Source organism: Shewanella sp. MBTL60-007 (assembly GCF_019654915.1).
GTDB lineage: Bacteria > Pseudomonadota > Gammaproteobacteria > Enterobacterales > Shewanellaceae > Shewanella.
Map to the genome: position 1 here is coordinate 27,256 of NZ_BPET01000014.1, position 18,318 is coordinate 45,573.

At 46.9% G+C, this 18,318-nt stretch carries 16 protein-coding genes; 7 read left to right on the top strand and 9 right to left on the bottom strand.

Going from position 1 to position 18,318, the window contains the following annotated elements:
- Positions 1-27 precede the first annotated feature (27 nt).
- The 5 genes from K5Q92_RS06800 (at position 28) to K5Q92_RS06820 (ending at position 6,057) form a co-directional block, all read left to right on the top strand.
- The gene (locus K5Q92_RS06800; RefSeq protein WP_308443578.1) at positions 28-1,410 is read left to right on the top strand and encodes an alpha/beta hydrolase; all 1,383 of its coding nucleotides are present in this window, start codon (positions 28-30) and stop codon (positions 1,408-1,410) included.
- 261 nt (positions 1,411-1,671) lie between these two features.
- Positions 1,672-2,583: a virulence protein gene (locus K5Q92_RS06805; protein WP_220768270.1), complete on the top strand. Its 912-nt coding sequence runs from the start codon at positions 1,672-1,674 to the stop codon at positions 2,581-2,583.
- A gap of 32 nt (positions 2,584-2,615) precedes the next feature.
- Positions 2,616-3,524: an alpha/beta fold hydrolase gene (locus K5Q92_RS06810; protein ID WP_220768271.1), complete on the top strand. Its 909-nt coding sequence runs from the start codon at positions 2,616-2,618 to the stop codon at positions 3,522-3,524.
- Positions 3,521-4,819 carry a DUF4056 domain-containing protein gene (locus tag K5Q92_RS06815; RefSeq protein WP_220768272.1) on the top strand — a complete coding sequence of 433 codons (1,299 nt, stop codon included), beginning with the start codon at positions 3,521-3,523 and terminating at the stop codon, positions 4,817-4,819. The genes K5Q92_RS06810 and K5Q92_RS06815 overlap by 4 nt, the downstream gene beginning before the upstream one ends.
- Positions 4,819-6,057: a BamA/TamA family outer membrane protein gene (locus tag K5Q92_RS06820; RefSeq protein WP_220768273.1), complete on the top strand. Its 1,239-nt coding sequence runs from the start codon at positions 4,819-4,821 to the stop codon at positions 6,055-6,057. The genes K5Q92_RS06815 and K5Q92_RS06820 overlap by 1 nt, the downstream gene beginning before the upstream one ends.
- An 81-nt stretch (positions 6,058-6,138) precedes the next feature.
- Here the strand turns inward: K5Q92_RS06820 and K5Q92_RS06825 are convergent, their stop codons facing one another.
- The 5 genes from K5Q92_RS06825 to K5Q92_RS06845 form a co-directional block, all read right to left on the bottom strand.
- On the bottom strand, positions 6,139-6,882 hold the full coding sequence (locus K5Q92_RS06825; protein WP_220768274.1) for a cupin domain-containing protein: 744 nt from the start codon (positions 6,880-6,882) through the stop codon (positions 6,139-6,141).
- Positions 6,883-7,061: 179 nt separating this feature from the next.
- Positions 7,062-8,135: a DcaP family trimeric outer membrane transporter gene (locus tag K5Q92_RS06830; RefSeq protein WP_220768275.1), complete on the bottom strand. Its 1,074-nt coding sequence runs from the start codon at positions 8,133-8,135 to the stop codon at positions 7,062-7,064.
- Between the two features lie 275 nt (positions 8,136-8,410).
- Entirely contained in the window at positions 8,411-9,553 is a 1,143-nt protein-coding gene (locus tag K5Q92_RS06835; protein ID WP_220768313.1) for an OprO/OprP family phosphate-selective porin, read from the bottom strand.
- A gap of 44 nt (positions 9,554-9,597) precedes the next feature.
- A complete protein-coding gene (locus tag K5Q92_RS06840; protein WP_202723249.1) occupies positions 9,598-9,966 on the bottom strand; it encodes a cytochrome c3 family protein in 369 nt (122 codons plus the stop codon).
- 11 nt (positions 9,967-9,977) lie between these two features.
- Positions 9,978-11,489, bottom strand: a complete 1,512-nt coding sequence (locus tag K5Q92_RS06845; protein WP_220768276.1) for a flavocytochrome c — start codon at positions 11,487-11,489, stop codon at positions 9,978-9,980.
- A 344-nt stretch (positions 11,490-11,833) separates the two neighbouring features.
- Here K5Q92_RS06845 and K5Q92_RS06850 point away from each other — a divergent pair, with 344 nt between their 5' ends.
- Together K5Q92_RS06850 and K5Q92_RS06855 are read left to right on the top strand one after the other, a co-directional pair.
- Entirely contained in the window at positions 11,834-12,625 is a 792-nt protein-coding gene (locus tag K5Q92_RS06850) for a TetR/AcrR family transcriptional regulator (protein WP_220768277.1), read from the top strand.
- A gap of 154 nt (positions 12,626-12,779) precedes the next feature.
- Complete coding sequence (locus tag K5Q92_RS06855) at positions 12,780-13,871, top strand: branched-chain amino acid aminotransferase (RefSeq protein ID WP_220768278.1); 1,092 nt, start codon at positions 12,780-12,782, stop codon at positions 13,869-13,871.
- Positions 13,872-13,933: 62 nt separating this feature from the next.
- Here the strand turns inward: K5Q92_RS06855 and K5Q92_RS06860 are convergent, their stop codons facing one another.
- The 4 genes from K5Q92_RS06860 to K5Q92_RS06875 form a co-directional block, all read right to left on the bottom strand.
- A complete protein-coding gene (locus K5Q92_RS06860) occupies positions 13,934-14,335 on the bottom strand; it encodes a hypothetical protein (RefSeq protein WP_220768279.1) in 402 nt (133 codons plus the stop codon).
- Positions 14,336-14,636: 301 nt separating this feature from the next.
- A complete protein-coding gene (locus K5Q92_RS06865; RefSeq protein WP_220768280.1) occupies positions 14,637-15,590 on the bottom strand; it encodes an acyltransferase in 954 nt (317 codons plus the stop codon).
- A gap of 7 nt (positions 15,591-15,597) precedes the next feature.
- Entirely contained in the window at positions 15,598-16,503 is a 906-nt protein-coding gene (locus K5Q92_RS06870) for an acyltransferase (protein WP_220768281.1), read from the bottom strand.
- Positions 16,504-16,741: 238 nt separating this feature from the next.
- On the bottom strand, positions 16,742-18,265 hold the full coding sequence (locus K5Q92_RS06875) for an EAL domain-containing protein (RefSeq protein ID WP_259649513.1): 1,524 nt from the start codon (positions 18,263-18,265) through the stop codon (positions 16,742-16,744).
- Between the last annotated feature and the right edge of the window lie 53 nt (positions 18,266-18,318).

Below are 18,318 nucleotides of genomic sequence, written 5' to 3' on the forward strand. Positions count from 1 at the left end.
TGTACTATATAAATAAGTCGAAGCGATTTGTCATCAAATGGTAAGTTGCTCGCTGTCGAGGTGATGATGGAATTGGTCTTTGTTCATGGATGGAGTGTTACCAATACAGACACTTATGCTCAGCTGCCCCAAGCGATCGTTAAGCTGATGGATCCTGAGGTTGCCCTCTCTATTCGCCATATTCATTTAGGGCGCTATATTAGCTTCGATGATGAAGTTCGCTTGAGTGATATCGCCAAAGCCTTTAATGATGCGCGAACGGATCTGCTTGGGGATAAGCCATTTGCAGTGATCACCCACTCCACTGGCGCACCTGTGATGCGTCAGTGGCTGCAGATGTTTTTCGATGCAGACAAGATTAGCGACTGTCCACTAACGCATTTGATTATGCTTGCCCCGGCAAACCATGGCTCAGCGCTGGCTCAACTAGGTAAGTCGAGAGTGGGGCGCATTAACAGCTTTTTCTCGGGTGTTGAGCCGGGGCAGCGGATCTTGGATTGGTTAGAGCTTGGTAGCGATGGGCAGCATCAGCTGAACCTGCACTGGCTTAAAGAGTTTACCCTAGAAGGACCTTTTCCCTTTGTTCTGACGGGAGAGACCATTGACAGCCAATTCTACGATTATCTCAATAGTTATACGGCTGAAGCTGGCTCAGACGGTGTGGTAAGGGTAGCCTCAGCGAACCTGAACTTTAGTTATCTGCTGTTAGAGCAATCGGCGCACTCCCTTACCAGCTTCGATGGCCGCAGGATCTCAACACTGCAGTTAACTAACCACTCTACCCCTAGACAGCAAACCGCCTTCGAAGTGATCAATAATGCCAGCCATAGTGGAAGCAGGAAGGGCATTATGGGGTCGGTGACAAGCAAAAATGCCGCGAAGAAACCTGTCGTGCAGCGCATCCTTCAATGCTTAAAGGTCTCTGAGCCACAGCAATATCAACGGCTGTGCGAGCAGATGGCAGAGAGTCATTCAGTTAAGCGCAAGCAGCGTACCTGTATGCTGGTGGTTCGAGTCATCGATGATACTGGGCTGGCAGTAGAGGATTTCGATATCATCTTGCTCTCGGGCGCCGAGTTCGTTCCCGGACAGTTTGCTAAAGGTTTTATGCTGGATAAGCAGCGCAACCATAGCAATAACCACGTGGTTACCTTCTATTTCGATGCGAATAAGTTAGCCAAAGTTAGCGATGGCAAGATAGGTCTTCGTGTCGATCCTAGGCCAAATAACGGTGTCTGTTATTACCACAGTGGCGAGTTTCATTCCGGCGGGGAACAGGTGCAAGTGTTACTGCAAGCAGACCAAACCACCATGGTGGATATCGTGTTGCAGCGGCAGATCAGCCCTAAAACATTTACCTTAGTTGATTCGGAACATGGGGGGGATTTTTCCCATTTAGCCGACGATTAGCTGGCTCTTTCGCGCTGTGTTTGCTGAGAGTTTTCTCAGGTTAACCTCTCGATTAGTCTTTAGCTGGCGAACAGGTTATGATCTTTTTTGTTTGGAGTATTTACTCTAATTTATACTGTTGCCAGAGTCTGTTTCAGATTGAATTCAGCTTGGTGAGTAATAATTAACCATAAGTTATTTATCTCCTGCCAGTGTGTTCAGCGATAAACTCTCTTTAGATAGTCGACATCAAATCTTTTATTTTTAAGGTTCAATCTATACATGCTTAAAATTACATCTATTTTAACAGTACTTTCGCTGCTGTTTTTCTTGTCTCCTGTTCAGGCTGAATCGGAATTTGAATCTGAGTCGATCGAGCGAGAGCCACAACAAGCACGTTACGATAGAACCTTCCCAATTTGGGCACAGGAAGCGATCGATTTAGGTCATGAGTTGCCAAAGCCATATGGCTTTACGTTGAACTACATGAGTATGGATCAGCCTCTCGTGGTCGACTCGGTAGGTTTCTCGGGGCTGGGTGGTTTAGACGACATTTTAAGCATTAAAGGCAGCAAGGCTAAACAGACCTCTGAAACCCTGACTCTAAGAGGCGATATGTGGGTGCTCCCCTTCTTAAACCTCTACGGTGTCATCGGTCATACCAAAGGCAGCAGTATTGCAAACGTAAAATTAGAAGCTGACTTAACCGAGGTATTGCCGCCACTTTATTGCAAGTTTAACCCTTGTACCGCTACCAGTCCGGCATTCGACTTTGTATTGGATTTTAAGGGCACCACTTATGGTGTGGGTGGCACGATCGTTGGTGGTATCGACAATTGGTTTGCCTTACTGGATGTGAACTACACCAATACGCGTCTGAATATTCTTGATGGAGAGATCAGCTCTATTGTAGTGTCGCCGCGTGTGGGTTATCGCACCAAGTATAACAATCATGACGTGCAACTCTGGGTTGGCGCCATGTATCAAAACGTGGAACAGACTTTTAGCGGCTATCTACGGGATATCGGTATTCCTGTTGGTAATGCCAAGTTTGAGGTCAATCAGCACCTTGAAGATAAGTGGAACGGCCTAATTGGTAGTCAGGTTGGGATCACCAAGAACATTGATCTGTTAATGGAGTTTGGTGTCGGTACCCGTAACAGCTTCATGATGGGGCTAGGTTACCGATTTTAACTGACAACTTATACAGAATCTTAGGGGAGAATATGCGCCATATTTACCTATTACTTTTGACGTTATTTCTGAGCGGCTGCTCCGCCGTCGATATTATCGACACTCGAGAGAAACAGCAGCTGCAAACAGCAGGGTTCGAGCAGCATAAGCTGGCTCTCCAAGAGGGCGGTGAACTTAATTATTGGCAGGCGGGACAAGGCAAGGCTGTGCTGCTGATCCATGGCTTTGGTGGTACTGCAGTAACCAGTTGGCAGCAGGTGATGCTGGAGCTGAGTAAAGACTACCGAGTTATTGCTCCGGATCTCGCCTGGTTTGGAGAGTCAGTGAGTCAGGCTACCCCAAGTTTAGCGACTCAGTCGCAGGCGGTGAGACAGCTGATCCAAGCGTTGCAGCTTGATAAGGTCAATGTGGTTGGGATCTCCTATGGTGGTTTCGTTACTTTTGATCTGATGCTTAACGAGCCTAAGGTCGAGAAAGCGGTATTGCTGGCAAGCCCTGGAGTGCTGTTTTCTGACGGTGATCTGCAACAGATGAATCAACGTTTTGAGGTCGATGATCCAAGCGCTATTTTCGTGCCAGAAACACCAAAGCAGATGCGACGTTTACTGGATGCTACCTTCGTCGATTTTCCTTGGTACCCGGGTTTTATCGACTCGAGTATTTATGACAAATACTTTGCGGGTTATCTCGATGAGAAACGACTGCTTATCGAAGGACTTCCCGCAGACAGAGATAGAATCGCCGCCAATATAGTGGTCGACTCCCTGCCGCCTAGCGTGTTGATCTGGGGTGAGAATGATAAGGTTTTTCCACTCGCATCGGGCGTTCAGCTTGCCGACTACCTGACGGCACCTATCGTGGTCATTCCACAGGGGGCCCACGGGATCAGTAACGACTATCCGGAGATTGTCAGTCAAACCATTAAGGCATTTGTACAATGATGAGCCGAATATTTAGCCATGGCGTTGTGAGTGCTATGGCCATTTTTGTACTGAGCGGTTGTGGTAGCAGCGATTGGCAAGTGCGAGCCTTACCTAGTGAAGTTGCCATTGGCGCAGCTCTTGATAGCGAACCTGATATAAACCTTTTGCACGCAATAGAGCTGCAAGAGCTGCCATTAGTGCAGATCCCTAAGGCTGTTCGTCCTTGCTGCGCCTTCGGGAACGCTCAAAAGGTGACGATAGGGCCTGTTCCTGTGCCTTTTTTTCGCTATGCCAACACCTTAGCCGTCGATAGCGTTGGGCCTCATGCCTATGAGGCGGGTACCTTTAGCTATCAAAAAGATGCACCTAATGGCAGTCGCGGTACCGAAAATAACGGCCAGATGTATACCCTGCAAGGGGGCTTTATCGATCTGGCTCATGTGCGCGACACTGCCGACAATGCCATCGCACTGTTTTACCGTATCTACCCAAAGCTTGGTGAGCTGCAAACCATTAAGCTTCCAGATGAGATAGGTCCGAGAACCATAGAGCTGAGTGAATTTGACATCAGCCATTTAACCGCAAGACAGCGCTGGGAGGTCGCCGCTGCGATTTCGGTAAGGCAGGCCTACTTTATGGCTGAAGCCCATGAAATTGCCCAGTGGCATGGCTATCGCAGCTGGGCGCCTTGGTCCGAAACTGTTTCAGCCTATTCGCCAGAAGATCTCTACTCCAATATGCTGGGGGCTAAAATCGCCTTGGCGCTAATTAACAATAATTTGGCGATGAATAAAGAGCTGTATAACCAGCATATGACTCAATGGTTATCGGCCACTCTTAACTGGTTACAGCCAGTTTCAATTAAGCAGACTAACGCACTCTTTGATGTGATTGATGGTCACTGGTGGGACTCGCAGCAGCCATTGCCGAGCAAGTTTATGTTACTCAAACGCCATTATGAATTAGGCGATCGGCAGTCGCCTTATTTAGTGCCTAAAGCTATGGCTAAGTCCCATAGTAAGTGGAGTGAGGTGGAGGGGATATTTGAGTTGCCACCGCAAGCGCATCATCTGTCTTTGAGTAACTCTACCCATGGGATCGACATCGATACTATTGCCAAGCAGAAGCTCATTGTTAGCGAAAAATTCAAAGATAGCTTTAAGCATATTCCCGCAGAGCTGTGGCAGGACGGCTTTACTCAGGCTGACTTTTATAAAATTAGCCAATACAACCAAGCGCAAGATGAGATAGAGCTGCGACAGCACCAGCAGCAAGACGATGTAGACGACCCCGTGACACCACAGGAGAAGTAATGACAGCTAGATCGAGCAAAACGGTTCTGATCTCTTGGTTTACTCGATGTACGCTTGTACTGACTTGTATCTCTACGCCTGCATTGGCGAAAGAGACTGCAGAGCAAGATATTGATCTCGATAAGGCTGCAGCAGTCGCTCAGCTGGCAGATGAAGAGCAAGATGAAAAGGAATCTCAAGGCTGGCTTGAGGATTTCTTGCAAACCTTAGGAGCCGATGGTGAATTTGATCCCGATAAGCTGATCGATTTTAGCTATTTGCCAGGGCCCTTCTACAACCCGGAGATGGATCTTGGCGTTGGGATCTCGGCAGTGGGCTTATACCAATATGACCCCGATGATGAAGTGAGCCAGTTATCCTCGTTAGTGATCAATGGCCTCGCCTCGACTAATGGCGCATTGGGCGTTGCAGTAGCAAACAAGACCTTCATTAATCAAGACCAACAGCGTTTTTACCTGAACGCCGAAGTCTATGATGCTCCCGATGTCTTCTATGGGGTGGGTTACGATACTAATCATCAAGAGGGGAATCGGGTCGAGTTTAACCAGCGTATCATCTCGGTTAACCCTATGCTGCTACAACGGATGAGCCCGACTAGCTTCGTGGGGATCGGTTTCGATTTTAGCTACGCCGATGCCAGCAAAATTAACTTGTTAGACTCGGATGTCGATACCGGCATACTCGATGAAAGCTCTCGCAGCGTCGGTGTGAATCTGCTGCTTAATCACGACAGTCGAGATAATGTATTGAATCCGCAGTCAGGGCGGATCTTAGAAATAGATGCGACCTTCTATCGCCAATACTTGGGCAGTAAAACAGACTTCGATGTCTATAACGCGCTATACAGCGAGTATATGCAGACTGGGCGTGGCGAAGATATCTTAGCTTGGCAGGTGCGAGGGAGGTTCACCAATGGTGAGGTGCCATGGGATCAGCTTTCTAAAGCCGGTGGCGGCGATCTACTGCGAGGTTATACATCTGGGCGTTATCGCGATAAGCAGATGTTGATGAGTCAGATTGAATATCGCTTAAATCTGCCAGGGCGTCATGGCATGGTGTTCTGGGGCGGCGCGGGTGTGATTGCCGATGATATTAGTGAGTTCGATGGCAATAAAATTCTGCCTAATGGCGGCATAGGCTATCGATTCGAGGTTAAACCCCGAGTGAATCTAAGGCTCGATATGGCGTGGGGCGATGGTGACAGCGGCTTCTACTTTAACGTCAACGAAGCGTTTTAAAATAAAAGTGAATGAAAAACAAAAAGGGCTCATATGAGCCCTTTTTTAGTTAACGAATTTGCTTATTATTAAGCTTAGGACTTATTTCTTGAAGATAGCTTCGTTAGTGCCGTATGGGCCTAAGTTTAGGTCACGCTTACGGATCTCATCAACACGGTCGAATGCTTCTTCTGCTACGCGTAGGTTCTTAACGTCTTTGCGCCAGTAGTACTTGAAGCCGTTGAAATGCGCGTTGTTCGGGTACCAGTACATCACACCTAGGCCTTTGTCAGACATGATAGGTGTGTTGTGGATAGTCGCGCCAGGAATGTAGAAGTACTGGCCTGTGCCTAGCTTCTTGAACTGGTTATCGGCAAGAGTTTGGCCTTCACCGTTTACTACGTAGTAACACTCTGGCTGACCATGGAAGTGTGGTGCGTGGTCAGATTTACCACCGTCGGTGATCCCGATAACCACTGGGCTATCTGAAAGCTCTTTCCAAATGTAACCAACAGGAGACTTGTTACGGTCACAGTCTTTAACTTCTAGTACGTTACCGTCATCATCAAGGGTCTTACAGAAGCGTTGATCTTTAGCGATGCTGTCGTTTGCTTGGATGGTTGTGAAGTCAATCTCACCCGCTTCCCATGCTGCGATATAGGCTTCAACTTCTGGGTTGCTACACTGCTCTGGCATAGTGTCTTGTGGTGAATATGGCGTGCTGTCGTATGGGACTGGCGTCATCTGCTGGTATGGCAGTTGAGCGTGGTCACACTGTGGGCCCTGAGCAAATGCTGCTGTTGAAGTTAGTGCGGCAATACCGAACATCATTTTTAGTTTCATCATTCTCTTCCTGTTTTTTTAGCTTATGCAGCTAAAGCTGCGATATTGTGCTCGTTTTAACGGGCTTGAGCTAACAATAAAGTGATAGGGGCTGCGTAAAGTTGAAATGGATCACGCAGCATTTTAAGCAGCAAACTTATTCGTGAACTCGGTCGCGAATAATCTTTCTTTTGCTGTTTTATCTAGATGTGAAATTGCAGGCTCAACTGAGCGTAATTTGAGGCGCCTTGCGGTGCCGTGCCATCTTCATAAGGGCTAACTCCATCATCAATCTGGTAACGACCGAGTTCAAAACCTAACGCCAATGCTGGGGTGAGATTGGTGAATAGATTCACTCCTGCATGAAAGCGATTGCTCTGTTCCTCTTCGGTGATGGTGTGGCCGTAGAACAGACTCGATCGAGTGCGTTCGCTCCAGAAGTGGCGATAGGCAAACATCGCCGAAGTGGTGGTTTCTATCTCGCCATCGATCATATCCCTAGCCGCATCTGTGCCAACATAACGGCCTAAATTGCCATAGTGAACTTGCAGGCGAATATCGTCCTTGCCAAAGGTTTTAAGTTTAGCGGCGAATGAGACGCCGGCGCCAAATTGGGCCGTGTCTTGTGGGTCTAAATAGCGCAGCAGGCTGGCTACTGAAACATTACCCCAATCGCCTTGTTGATTGAAACGGATCACGGCATCAGGCACGTAGTCATTACTGGTATCGACCCACTTTTTATCGGTGTCAGTACTGCCTGCTTGGGTGCCATAGGTATAAGGGTTTTCAAGCGCAAACTGCCAATTCTCGGTGCTGTAACGAACTAAAGTCTGACGCACCATCGCCTGGCCAACTAACGGCCCACCTAAGTCAGCGGTTTCCGCAAAGGCGCTGGTATTGACCATGGTTGACCAGGTTTGGCCTGCAGTGAAATCGTTATAATTGATATAGGCATGCCTTAAGCGTGGGCTATAGGAGTTAGAAAAAGCCGCATTTCCTTGAGCCGAGCCAGAGAAATCGATCTCTGCGAAGCCAGTTACATCGCCGTGAGTGATCCCGACATTTAAGCGGCTTTCGGCGGCGCTAAATTGGGTTCTTTTTGCTGAGTCTGTGACGCGACCACCGCCAGTCCAGCTATCTTGAAAGGCGATGTTGCCATCTACATAGCGGGCATTGGCTTTTAGAAACCCACCGAAATGGTATTCACTGGCCATGGATGACTGCGAAACAGCGCCAAATAAACAGATACAAATAGAGACTCTAGTCATCGATTTCATAGTTATTTCTTGTAGGGAAGAGTAAAAAAGCCCTCATACTATTTTGTATAGAAAGGGCGTGATCCATCGAGGCGGCAGTAAGCAGGGATACTGGGCCTAGTCCAATTGTTAGGAGAATCTAAAAATTAACAGAGGGTGACAGAAGCGAAGTGAGAGCAGCTTCGCTTCTGTCGGTAACGCGAGTTAACCTGTTAGGCCTGCTAATGATCCTATGCGTGATCCTGTGCTAGAGTCATTGGCAAGCGTTAACCTAATAGCTGAAAGTTAAGCAACTATTAGAAGTAGTAACCGAAGTTAATGTTAACGCGCTTATCCCAGCTGTCGCCCATTTCTGGTAGACCCACGTGGTCGTTGTTAGCGGTAGAGAATGTCATGTTCTTACCCATAACGAAATCGACCATGGTGTAAGTTGGGCCTGCAGAAATCGCACAGCCCGTCACGTTTTGCATGCTGTTGTCATAGCTAGCATCGTCAACATCAGGTGTCATCAGACCAAAATCGTTATAACACTTAACGCTGCCCCAATCGGTCGCGAATGTCTTAGCAATGTTAGCGCTATAAGACTGACCCTTAGAGGCGATCTCGTATTGCCAGCTGACAACCGATACAGCGATCTTGTTGGCATCTACGGCGTCTGCGGCATCGTATTCGTACTGCATCGCTTGCAACTGTAGGTTCCAGCCTTTATAGCTGCTATCTAAGTGCAGCGCGACGGCGTAACGGTCACCGTTGTTACCTGTATTGCTGTTATAGATCTGACCATACTGCACCGAACCGCCAAGAGTCGTTTGACCGCCTTCGTGTTCCGCGGTGTAAGTCTGGCGCAGGTTGAACTGGTTGGTCTCTTCGTTGAAGTACTCGATACCGCTTGCGGCTATGGTTCCGCTGTATAGGTCGGTAGAGTAACGCTTGTTCTCAGATGGACCGTATTCAGCACTTTTGTAGAAGGCTAAGTCAGTATGCCAGCCGTTCTTTTCGTAAACGGCCTTGATACCTGTGTCATGATCATCTTCAAAACCTAAGTAATAGGGAATGCCAAACCAATAGCTGTTTGAGATGAAGTCTCGGTTACCAAATGGCACCTTGTTAATACCAAACTGTAGTTGCCAATCAGGGTTTACGTCGTAGTATGCGTAACCGTATTTGATGTAGTCAGTGCCTGAGGTAAAGCGGTACTCGGCCGATAGTCCCCAGTCACCGTGTTTGCCATCAAACTTGATTGCCGCCATATCAAAATAAAAGTCACCGCCTTTATCTTTATTGGCTTGGTCATAGTCTCGGTAAGCGTAGTTAACACGTACCGCGCCGCCTAGCTTGATGCCGTCTTCAGTTTGCTCTGCAGCAAAAGCCGCTGAGCCTGAAAGTGCGATTGCTGTAGCCACCATCGACAACATAAACTTAGTGGTATTTTTCATCATCATTCCCTATTTCTATTTTTAGATTTGTAAATTAATCAGTCACATTACATCTCTTCAAACCAAGTACGGTGGCACTCTGTACAGACGGGTGCTTTCTTCTCGTGCTCGGCATGACACGCTAGACAACTTGCGCCTTGGTTGTAATGCAGCGACTTGTGAGGATGTGCCTCAGGGATCGCCAATTTGCTTTCATCGACAGGGATACTGTTGATGTCGCCATGACACTCAACGCATGCCGCATCGGTCGCATTCTTCTTACCGGAGCCTTGGTGGCAGGTTTGGCAACCATCTTGGTAGATAAACTCGTGGTTGATGCGGCCTTCAGTCTTGCCTTTCATCTTGACTAGCTCGCCGGCCATCACATTGCTAGATAGCGCTAGGCCAAGTAGTGCGCTTAGTAATAACTTGTTCATTTGACGGCTCCTTAAAGATCGGCTTTGATGGTTTCAGACACTACGATACCCATGACTAGACACTCTAGGCAGGATGTAGAGCTCAAACGGGCTTCACCGTGGATGCCACCTGTCACTTCACCAATGGCGTATAGATTCTTGATAGGTTCCATAGAACGACCATCGATTACACGAGCGCCTAGATCGGTTTTTAGACCACCCATGCAGTAGTGCACTTTTGGCCAAATGCGTGATACAACGAATGGGCCCGTTAGCGTTTCTGCTGTATCCATCTTGCGGTTGAATAGCGGATCTTTACGGTCGCTAACGTGCTTGTTGTACTCTTTGATGCTGCGCTTAAGCTCAGCAGCTGGGATATCGAACTTAGCTGCGATCTCATCGAGAGAGTCAACTTTCCAAGCCATCTTGTCGCGAAGGGCGCGCACAACACGGTCGTCATTGGCGTAGTTGTTGTAGTTGAAGAACACCACTGGGTAAGCAGGGCTACCGTCGGCGTTACGGTTCTTCATAATCGCTTCAGAGCAGGTCTTGCGGTCAGCACGTTCGTCCATAAAGCGCTTGCCGTTTAGGACACTGATCGCCACACCTTGGTGCCAGCCGATAGATAGCAAGGCGTTTGACCAACCGAATCCACCTTCATCTGGTGAGCCCCAGTGGCCCGTTTGGATTAGGTTCATATGTACAGGCAGTGCGCCGTGAGCCATCGCCGTTAGGGTCACTTCGCCTGTCGCGCCCATTGCATTGGTGCAATCGAGCGTTGGATCGAGCGACGGATCAACTGCTTCACGTAGCTTCATGTTGCGAGCGAAACCGCCGTTAGCCAGTACTACCGCTTTGTTTGCTTTAACAAAAATAGTGGTGCCAGTGTTTAGATCTGGGAAGCGGTAGTTCTTACGAACCTTAACGCCGATGATCTTCTGACCGTCCATGATGAAGTCTTCGATATAGTGTTGTAGGCGGTAATCGACGCCCTCTTTTACGCCTGCTTCATATAGTTTGGTGGTGATGTCGCCGCCAGTACCGTGTTGGGTACGAATCGCGCGAGCCTTGTTGTGACCGCCTACCTGAATGTTAAAACCATCACGGAATTTAACGCCGGTATCGATACAAAGATCGTAGGCATCTAGAGAGCGGTTAGCGATTTGGCGTAGCGCAGGTTCGTTTTGCATGCCGCGACCAGAGATAATCTGATCTTTGACTAACTCTTCTGGTGAGTCGTCATTCACGCCTTGTGCTAGCTGGATTGGGTTCTTAGGGATCGCCAGCCAGCCGCCGTTGATTGCCGAGTTACCACCAATCACCTGCATCTTTTCTAAAACAAGTACAGAACCCAGTCCTTGGCGCTTAGCATTTAGCGCTGCAGAAAGGCCAGCAAAACCAGAGCCAACGACAATCACATCGACGCTTTCGTCCCAATTAATCTCGCCACAGCTTTTAGCTTGTACTGTACCGGGTAAGGTTGCCGCTAAACTACCAACGGCAGCACCAGCACTGAGTTTTAAAAAGTTTCTTCTACCTTGCATTTTCTTGTAATCCTCTAATAGGGAATGCGGTAACGATAAACGCAAGTTCAGTTGTTAAAGGTGAACTAAGTCACGCCATTTTTTCAGTGACAAATTTATTCGTGAGGCAGCTCTCGAATAAATTTTCTCTCAAAATACTGGCCGAAATGAGAAGCGAGAAAATGTGAATGGAATCGATATTGGGTTACAAGTTATTGCGCTAATGTTTATATGACGTAATTCACAAAGCCTACTAATAAAGTGGTATTAGCGTGAAGTGAATCCCGATTAGGAAAGAGATATCTATAATCTGCAATTGTTAGAAGCGCATAATCGGTTCAACTGTAAAACTAGGCTTGTAATAGATGAAATGTCCCACAGAAGCGTTGCCCATGATGCGCTGCAATCAGATACTCGATGCCGCCGAGCAGCTTATTGAGTCTCAAGGCATAGTGTCATTTAAGTTCTCGCAACTCGCAAAAGAGGTGGGATGTTCCACTGGTACCTTGTATAAATTTTTTGAGCGTAAAGAGGATGTATTAGTCTGCCTATTTTTACGCAGTGCGACCTCTAACCACTTGCCAATATTCATTAACAAATATCCCGATTTAACTGCCCAAGAAAAAGTGCTGTTACCCATTCTGTTTACATTTGAAACCATCAAGCGCAGTAAAAGCTTCTTTACTCTGCGCTCAGTTTCGGTCAACACCATGGTTTGGCAGCTAGCCAGCGATGAGAAAGTGGATCGCTTTAAGAAGCGTATCAATGCGTTTTGGGGCTGGTTTACCGACTCACTCAATGAAGCGGTAGCAAAAGGTGAACTTGAGGCAACACCACTACAAGTTAAAGAGTTAGTGCAGGGGATCACCTTCTACCTCACAGGTTCGCTAACCCAGTTTGAAAGCCAGTTGATTGCCCCTGAGTACTTATCAAACCGTCGTGAGACCTGTTACCGCCATCTGGCGCGCTTAATGGGACAGTACAAGTGGACTAAGCCACTCACCCCAGAGCTGTTTGAATCTCTAGAGAGCAGAAGCTCAAGCTTCTTCGATAAACATTATCGCGACCATATGAGCTGCAGTGCCTGTAGCGCTTTATCCTGTTATCCGCTCGATAGTGAAACGGCTTGCCTACGTAAGAAACAACACGCCGCTTAGTCTGCCGCCCCCGCCTAAAGCCCCTTTGAAAGGGGGCAATACAGTGATTTTTACGGGGATATGCTTGCTGAAGATCTTGAAGCTAGCCCCCGTTTTGCTTGACTTTTTTATGACCACTGATAGGCTGCTCTGTCAGTAATCAAGGTGGTATACAATGCAAATAACTTATAATTTAAAACCTGCGTTAGAGCGCCGTAGCGAACAGTTTAACCCTACGAGTAATGTGGGCTTCGGCAACCTCAGAACTGATCACATGTTTTTGATGGATTACCGCGATGGGCAGTGGTGTGATCCAAGAGTGGTTCCTTATGGTCCGTTTCAGGTTGCTCCTGGCGCTATCGCTTTGCATTATGGCCAGTCGGTATTTGAAGGCGCCAAAGCCTTTCAACATGAAGATGGCGAGATCTATACCTTCCGTATCGATAAGAATGCCGAGCGTTTAAACCGTTCTGCCGATATTCTTTGTATTCCGGCTATTCCTGAGCAGATGCAGATCGATGCCATTAATGCCTTGATCGATGTTGACCGTTTATGGTTTCCGATGCAAGAGGGTGCCTGTCTCTATATTCGTCCATTTATCTTCGCCACCGAAGACCGTTTATCAGTAAGCCCGAGCGAGCAGTACACCTTCTGTGTGATGCTAAGCCCTAGTGGCCCTTATTATAGCGATGGCTTCGATAAGGCGATTCGCCTGTTGATCAGTGAGCGTTTCCATCGTGCGGTTTCTGGCGGCACGGGGGCTTCTAAGGCTGCGGGTAACTACGCGGCATCGCTAAAGGCGGGTAAGGCTGCTGCTGAGTATGGCGCCGAGCAGGTGCTGTATTTAGATGCTAATAATAAGCAGATCGAGGAAGTGGGGGCGATGAACCACTTCCACGTGCTGAAAGACGGTACGATTATTATTCCAAAATTTACCGACACCATCTTAAAGTCGATTACCTCACAGTCTATTCTCGATTTGGGCGAGTTACTGGGCTGCGAAGTGCGCCAAGAAACAGTGATGCTAGATAAGTTTATTAGCGATATCGAGTCTGGTGAGATCATCGAGGCTGGCGGTTTTGGTACGGCGGCCGTTGTATCGCCAGTAGGCTCTTATATCTTTGAAGATAACCGCATTGTTACCGTTGGAAATGGCGAAGTGGGTGAGCACACTAAGCGGATCTATAAGGTGTTGACTGAGATCCAGAAGGGCCATATTCAAGGGCCTGAAGGTTGGGTGCAACACGTTAAGCGGGTGCAGATTTAAGGCTGTTAACTCAGTTAGCTAAATACTAAAGGCTCCTTATGGAGCCTTTTTTATGACAGTTATTAAAGCGTGATAATGGTGTTGATCATCACCGCTTGGCGGCTAATGTTTTGTGCGGTTGGGTAAAACTGATACTCGCCTACTCCATTAAGCTCATCTTCGGGGATCTTGTTGCCATCGCTAGTGTTTACAATGTTGACCTGCTGCATTTCTCCGGAGGTGTTGATCACAAAGGAGACCTTGTAGCTTGCTTTATCTTGCGTTGTTTCGACTGTTGACTGGGGCAATATCCGTTGCCAGCTAATGAGCGTGTCTTTTGTCACCCAGAAGTAGGCCATTTCGCTCCCGCTGATCGCTAGTGGTGACTTGGCGGAGTACATATCCCTTTGATTTGCACAGCCCATGCTACTCAATATTATGAGGGCAGCGAAAAAACCATAGGCTAATTTTAGTGGTCGATGCATTTTGATACGCTTATTGTTCTTATGTAAATACTGAGGCGGTAAAGTTATCCTTTAGGGGGCGGTAAGTCTAGTCAGGATATTGACGTATTAGAATGTAGGTCTGGAGAATGTACTGCAAGACTGGTTAAGGGTGGTGATAAATTTGGAGGTCAGCTTTAAATGTGGTCAAAGCTGTCTAAATCTTTCTGTTTGTTGGGTTTTTAAATTATTTGCGATAAAAGTAATTTATTTGACGTGTGTTAAAGTGTTGAAGCTTAAAGGAGAAATGAATAGGCAGGAAGATCTGCCTATTCAGAGGAAGTTATTGCTGTTGCTTCGAGGCGCTTGGCTTCTCGATTAGATGCTCACTCGGCACATTATGCTTAAGCATAAGCTGGTGGATCTCTTCATCCTTGCTTTCCCAGATATCATTTAGCCAACGTTGGAACTCAACGCGATAGGCTGCTTCAGCAAAGTAGCGTTTATTGTCCACCTTAGGTACGGGAAGAACCTTCACTCGCACGACTATCTTCTTCATACGGCCATGCATCACCTCATCTAAGGCATCCTTTTTTATGGCTTCAGGATAAACCAGAGTGACGTCGAGCAGGTTGGTAAACTGTTCACCCATGGCAGAGAGGGCAAAGGCGATACCACCGGCCTTAGGGCGTAATAGGTAGCGGTAAGGCGAATCTTGGCGAATACGTTTCTCTTCGGTAAAGCGACTGCCTTCAACATAGTTGATGATCGAAGTTGGCATATTACGAAACTTCTCACAGGCGCGACGAGTGGTCTTTAAATCTTTGCCTTTAAGTTTAGGGTTCTTCTTCAGTTTTGCCGGACTGGTACGGGTCATAAAGGGCATATCCAGTGACCAGCAACCTAAGCCTAAGAAGGGCACATAGAGTAGCTCTTTCTTGAGGAAGAATTTAAGCATAGGAATATGATTACGCAGGACGTATGTCTGAGCGGCAATATCGAAGCCACTGAGATGGTTACTGATCAGTAGATACCAGCTGTGCTTATCTAGGTTTTCCAGTCCTTCAACATCCCACTCGATATCGGCAAGCAGATATAATATTCCACCATTACAGGTAGCCCAGGCCCACATAAAGCGGTTCATCACATGGGTTAAGCCGTTACGAACTAGAGTTATTGGCAATAGAAATTTAAATATTCCCCCAATAATAATCAGCGAGGCCCACACCACAGTATTAATGATCAATAACAGGGTGCTTAAGAAATATAAAACAGGTCCGGGTAAAAAGTTCAACATCTTGCTCTTATGCCTCTTCTCGGGTGTTTTCAGCTTGTGCTAATTGGGTCAGTACTTGATCTTTTTGCTGCCAGATTTGGTTTAGCTGCTCTTGGAAGTGGATCTTAAATTGACGGTCTTTAATGTAATCTCCACGCAATTCGTCACCAATATCGCTAACTTCTATATGCACTCTTACCTCATCGACCTGACCGCTAATGTACTCCCAATAACTCGGCACTTTACCTGGATAGTAGATGGAGATATTAACCAGCTTATGGATATGCTCACCCATAGCAGAAAGCGCAAAGGCCATACCGCCAGCTTTAGGCTTGAGTAGATGGTTGAAAGGTGAGTTCTGTTTGCTGTGTTTACCTGGATGAAAGCGAGTACCCTCAACAAAGTTCATCACGCTAACGGGCTTACTCTTAAACTTGGCACAGGCTTTACGAGTGATCTCGATATCCTTGCCGCGGAGTTTAGGGTTTCTCTTCAATTGGGCCGTGCTGTAGCGACGCATAAAGGGAAAATCCAGTGCCCACCAAGCGAGCCCGAGAACGGGAACGAAGATCAGCTCCTGCTTCAAGAAAAACTTCAAGAAGGGGATCTTGCGATTCAACACTCGCTGCAAGATTAGAATATCGACCCAAGACTGATGGTTAGCGATAACCATATACCACTCTTTGGTAGAAAGCTGGGTATCACCTTCAACGGTTAATTTAATGGGGTGAAGTAGCTTTTCGACAGCGCCATTGACACTGATCCAGGCGCTGGCACAAAAGTCGAGAAAGTAGGTGCAGGCCTTGCGCGTCACAGCTAAAGGAATGAGCTTAAAAATACTCACAATGAATATGGGAGTGACCCAAAAGAGCGTGTTAAGAAAATAGCAGAAAAAGGCTAAGCTTCCCCTAATACGTGACACCATCGCGCCCATCCAGAACCTCAAGAAAAAAATTGGAGACCTATAGTACTCGTTGTCAGGTCTCGTCTCAATCTAGATGTTAAATTTTGATAGTTAACGGATCGGCTTATCGGTGCTTTGAGCAAGTTTGTTAGTGAGCATTAGTGAGTGCGGTGATAGCTTGTTTAAAATTATTATCACTCATAAACACCAAGCCCTAGCACGATACCGACTAGTATCAAGCTAGGGCTTGTTGTTTCAACTTTAGAGACTAGCTGTTGAGCAGGTAAGCTCTGAGTTCCGTTGCTGCCATCGCCTTGGCATAGAGCCAGCCTTGATGTTGGTAAACACCTAACTCTGTGAGATATGTAGCTTGCTCCTGAGTTTCAACGCCTTCTGCGGTGAGGCTAATGTTCATCTCTTTTGCTATCGCCACATAGGAACGAATTAGGAAAGGTTGATGATGTTCACTCAAAATCAGTTTAGTAAAGGCTTTATTAATCTTCAGGCCGTCAAACTCTAACTGCTGTATGAGTAAGCCGCCGCCATAACCCACACCGACATCATCGAGTTTGATGCAACAGCCTAATTGTTTACAGCCAGCGATAAATTCACGTACAGCTTGCCAAGACTGAATCGGTTGCCGCTCGGTGAGTTCAAAGCTTAACTGATCGACCGGATACCCTTTATTAGCCAATAACTGTAGATATGGCAGTAAATTTTGTTGCTCTATTTGATAGGCGCTGACGTTGATACTGCACCTAGCTATTTCATTGCTTCTCAGTAGTGATTTTAACTCACTCAGCGCGGTTCTTATCATCCACTTTGTCAGCTGCGGCATCACAGAATCCTGTTCCAGAACTTTAATATAACTGCCGGTTTCCCTGCTCTCTCCATTCTTTTTACGCCATCGCAAAAGCGTTTCGACGCTAGATATCTGGCCACTTTTAGTATTTACAATAGGTTGATAGGCCAAGAAAAAGGCCTCTTTTTTCAGTGCGCATACGAAGCGGCGGTGCCAATAAAACTTAAGTACTCGCCCGCGGATCAGGTAACCAACACCAGCTAAAAGTGCCGTTGGTAACAGTAGTAGTAGAAATACAGTTAACCACAGTTGATTTCTCGCACTTTCGTTGGCAAATAGGCTGTATTTAAATTCTGAGTGCTTGGCCTGATACTCGATACTGGCAAAGGGATTATCATCAGTATTTTGGTTGATCCAGTTATGGCCATTTATCTTAATACTGATACCGCCACAGACTTGGCAATCGGTTAGGGCTTTATTAATGGCATCAGCCGATTGTACAGGCACAAATACCTTGGCGGTACTGTCTGTCACGCTGGCATAGATGGTTCTTTGTTTATTGAAGGTGCGAGCATCTTTGGCTTTGACTAATCCATGGCCATCGATGTCACGGCTTAACAATTTTCCTCCGGGGGGAACTGGCCAGCGGCCGATCGCTGAGCAGACGTAGTTTTCATCGTTAAACTTTACCCAAGGTACGGGTTGATCGTTTTGTTTAAATAGCTTGTTTTTAAGTAAGCTGATGGTCTCTTCAGAGCAGTGAGTCTCCTGCTCCTCTTGAAGCTTTGCTTGAACTTCTCTCATCTGTGCTTTTGCAGCTAATTGTCTTTGCTGGTACTCCTGCTCAATTTTGATGGCAGCAGCAGTTAATTGACGAGTGAGCAAATAGTGGCTTAGGCCAAGAGATGTAGCCAGTAATGTAATAAAAACAACTCCAGCAATGGCAGATTTGATTGCATGTTTACGGTTATATTTGAGCTTACTTGGCATGGCCATAATCAATAACTATAAGAAAATTTGAATAAAAGATGATAGCCCGTAGT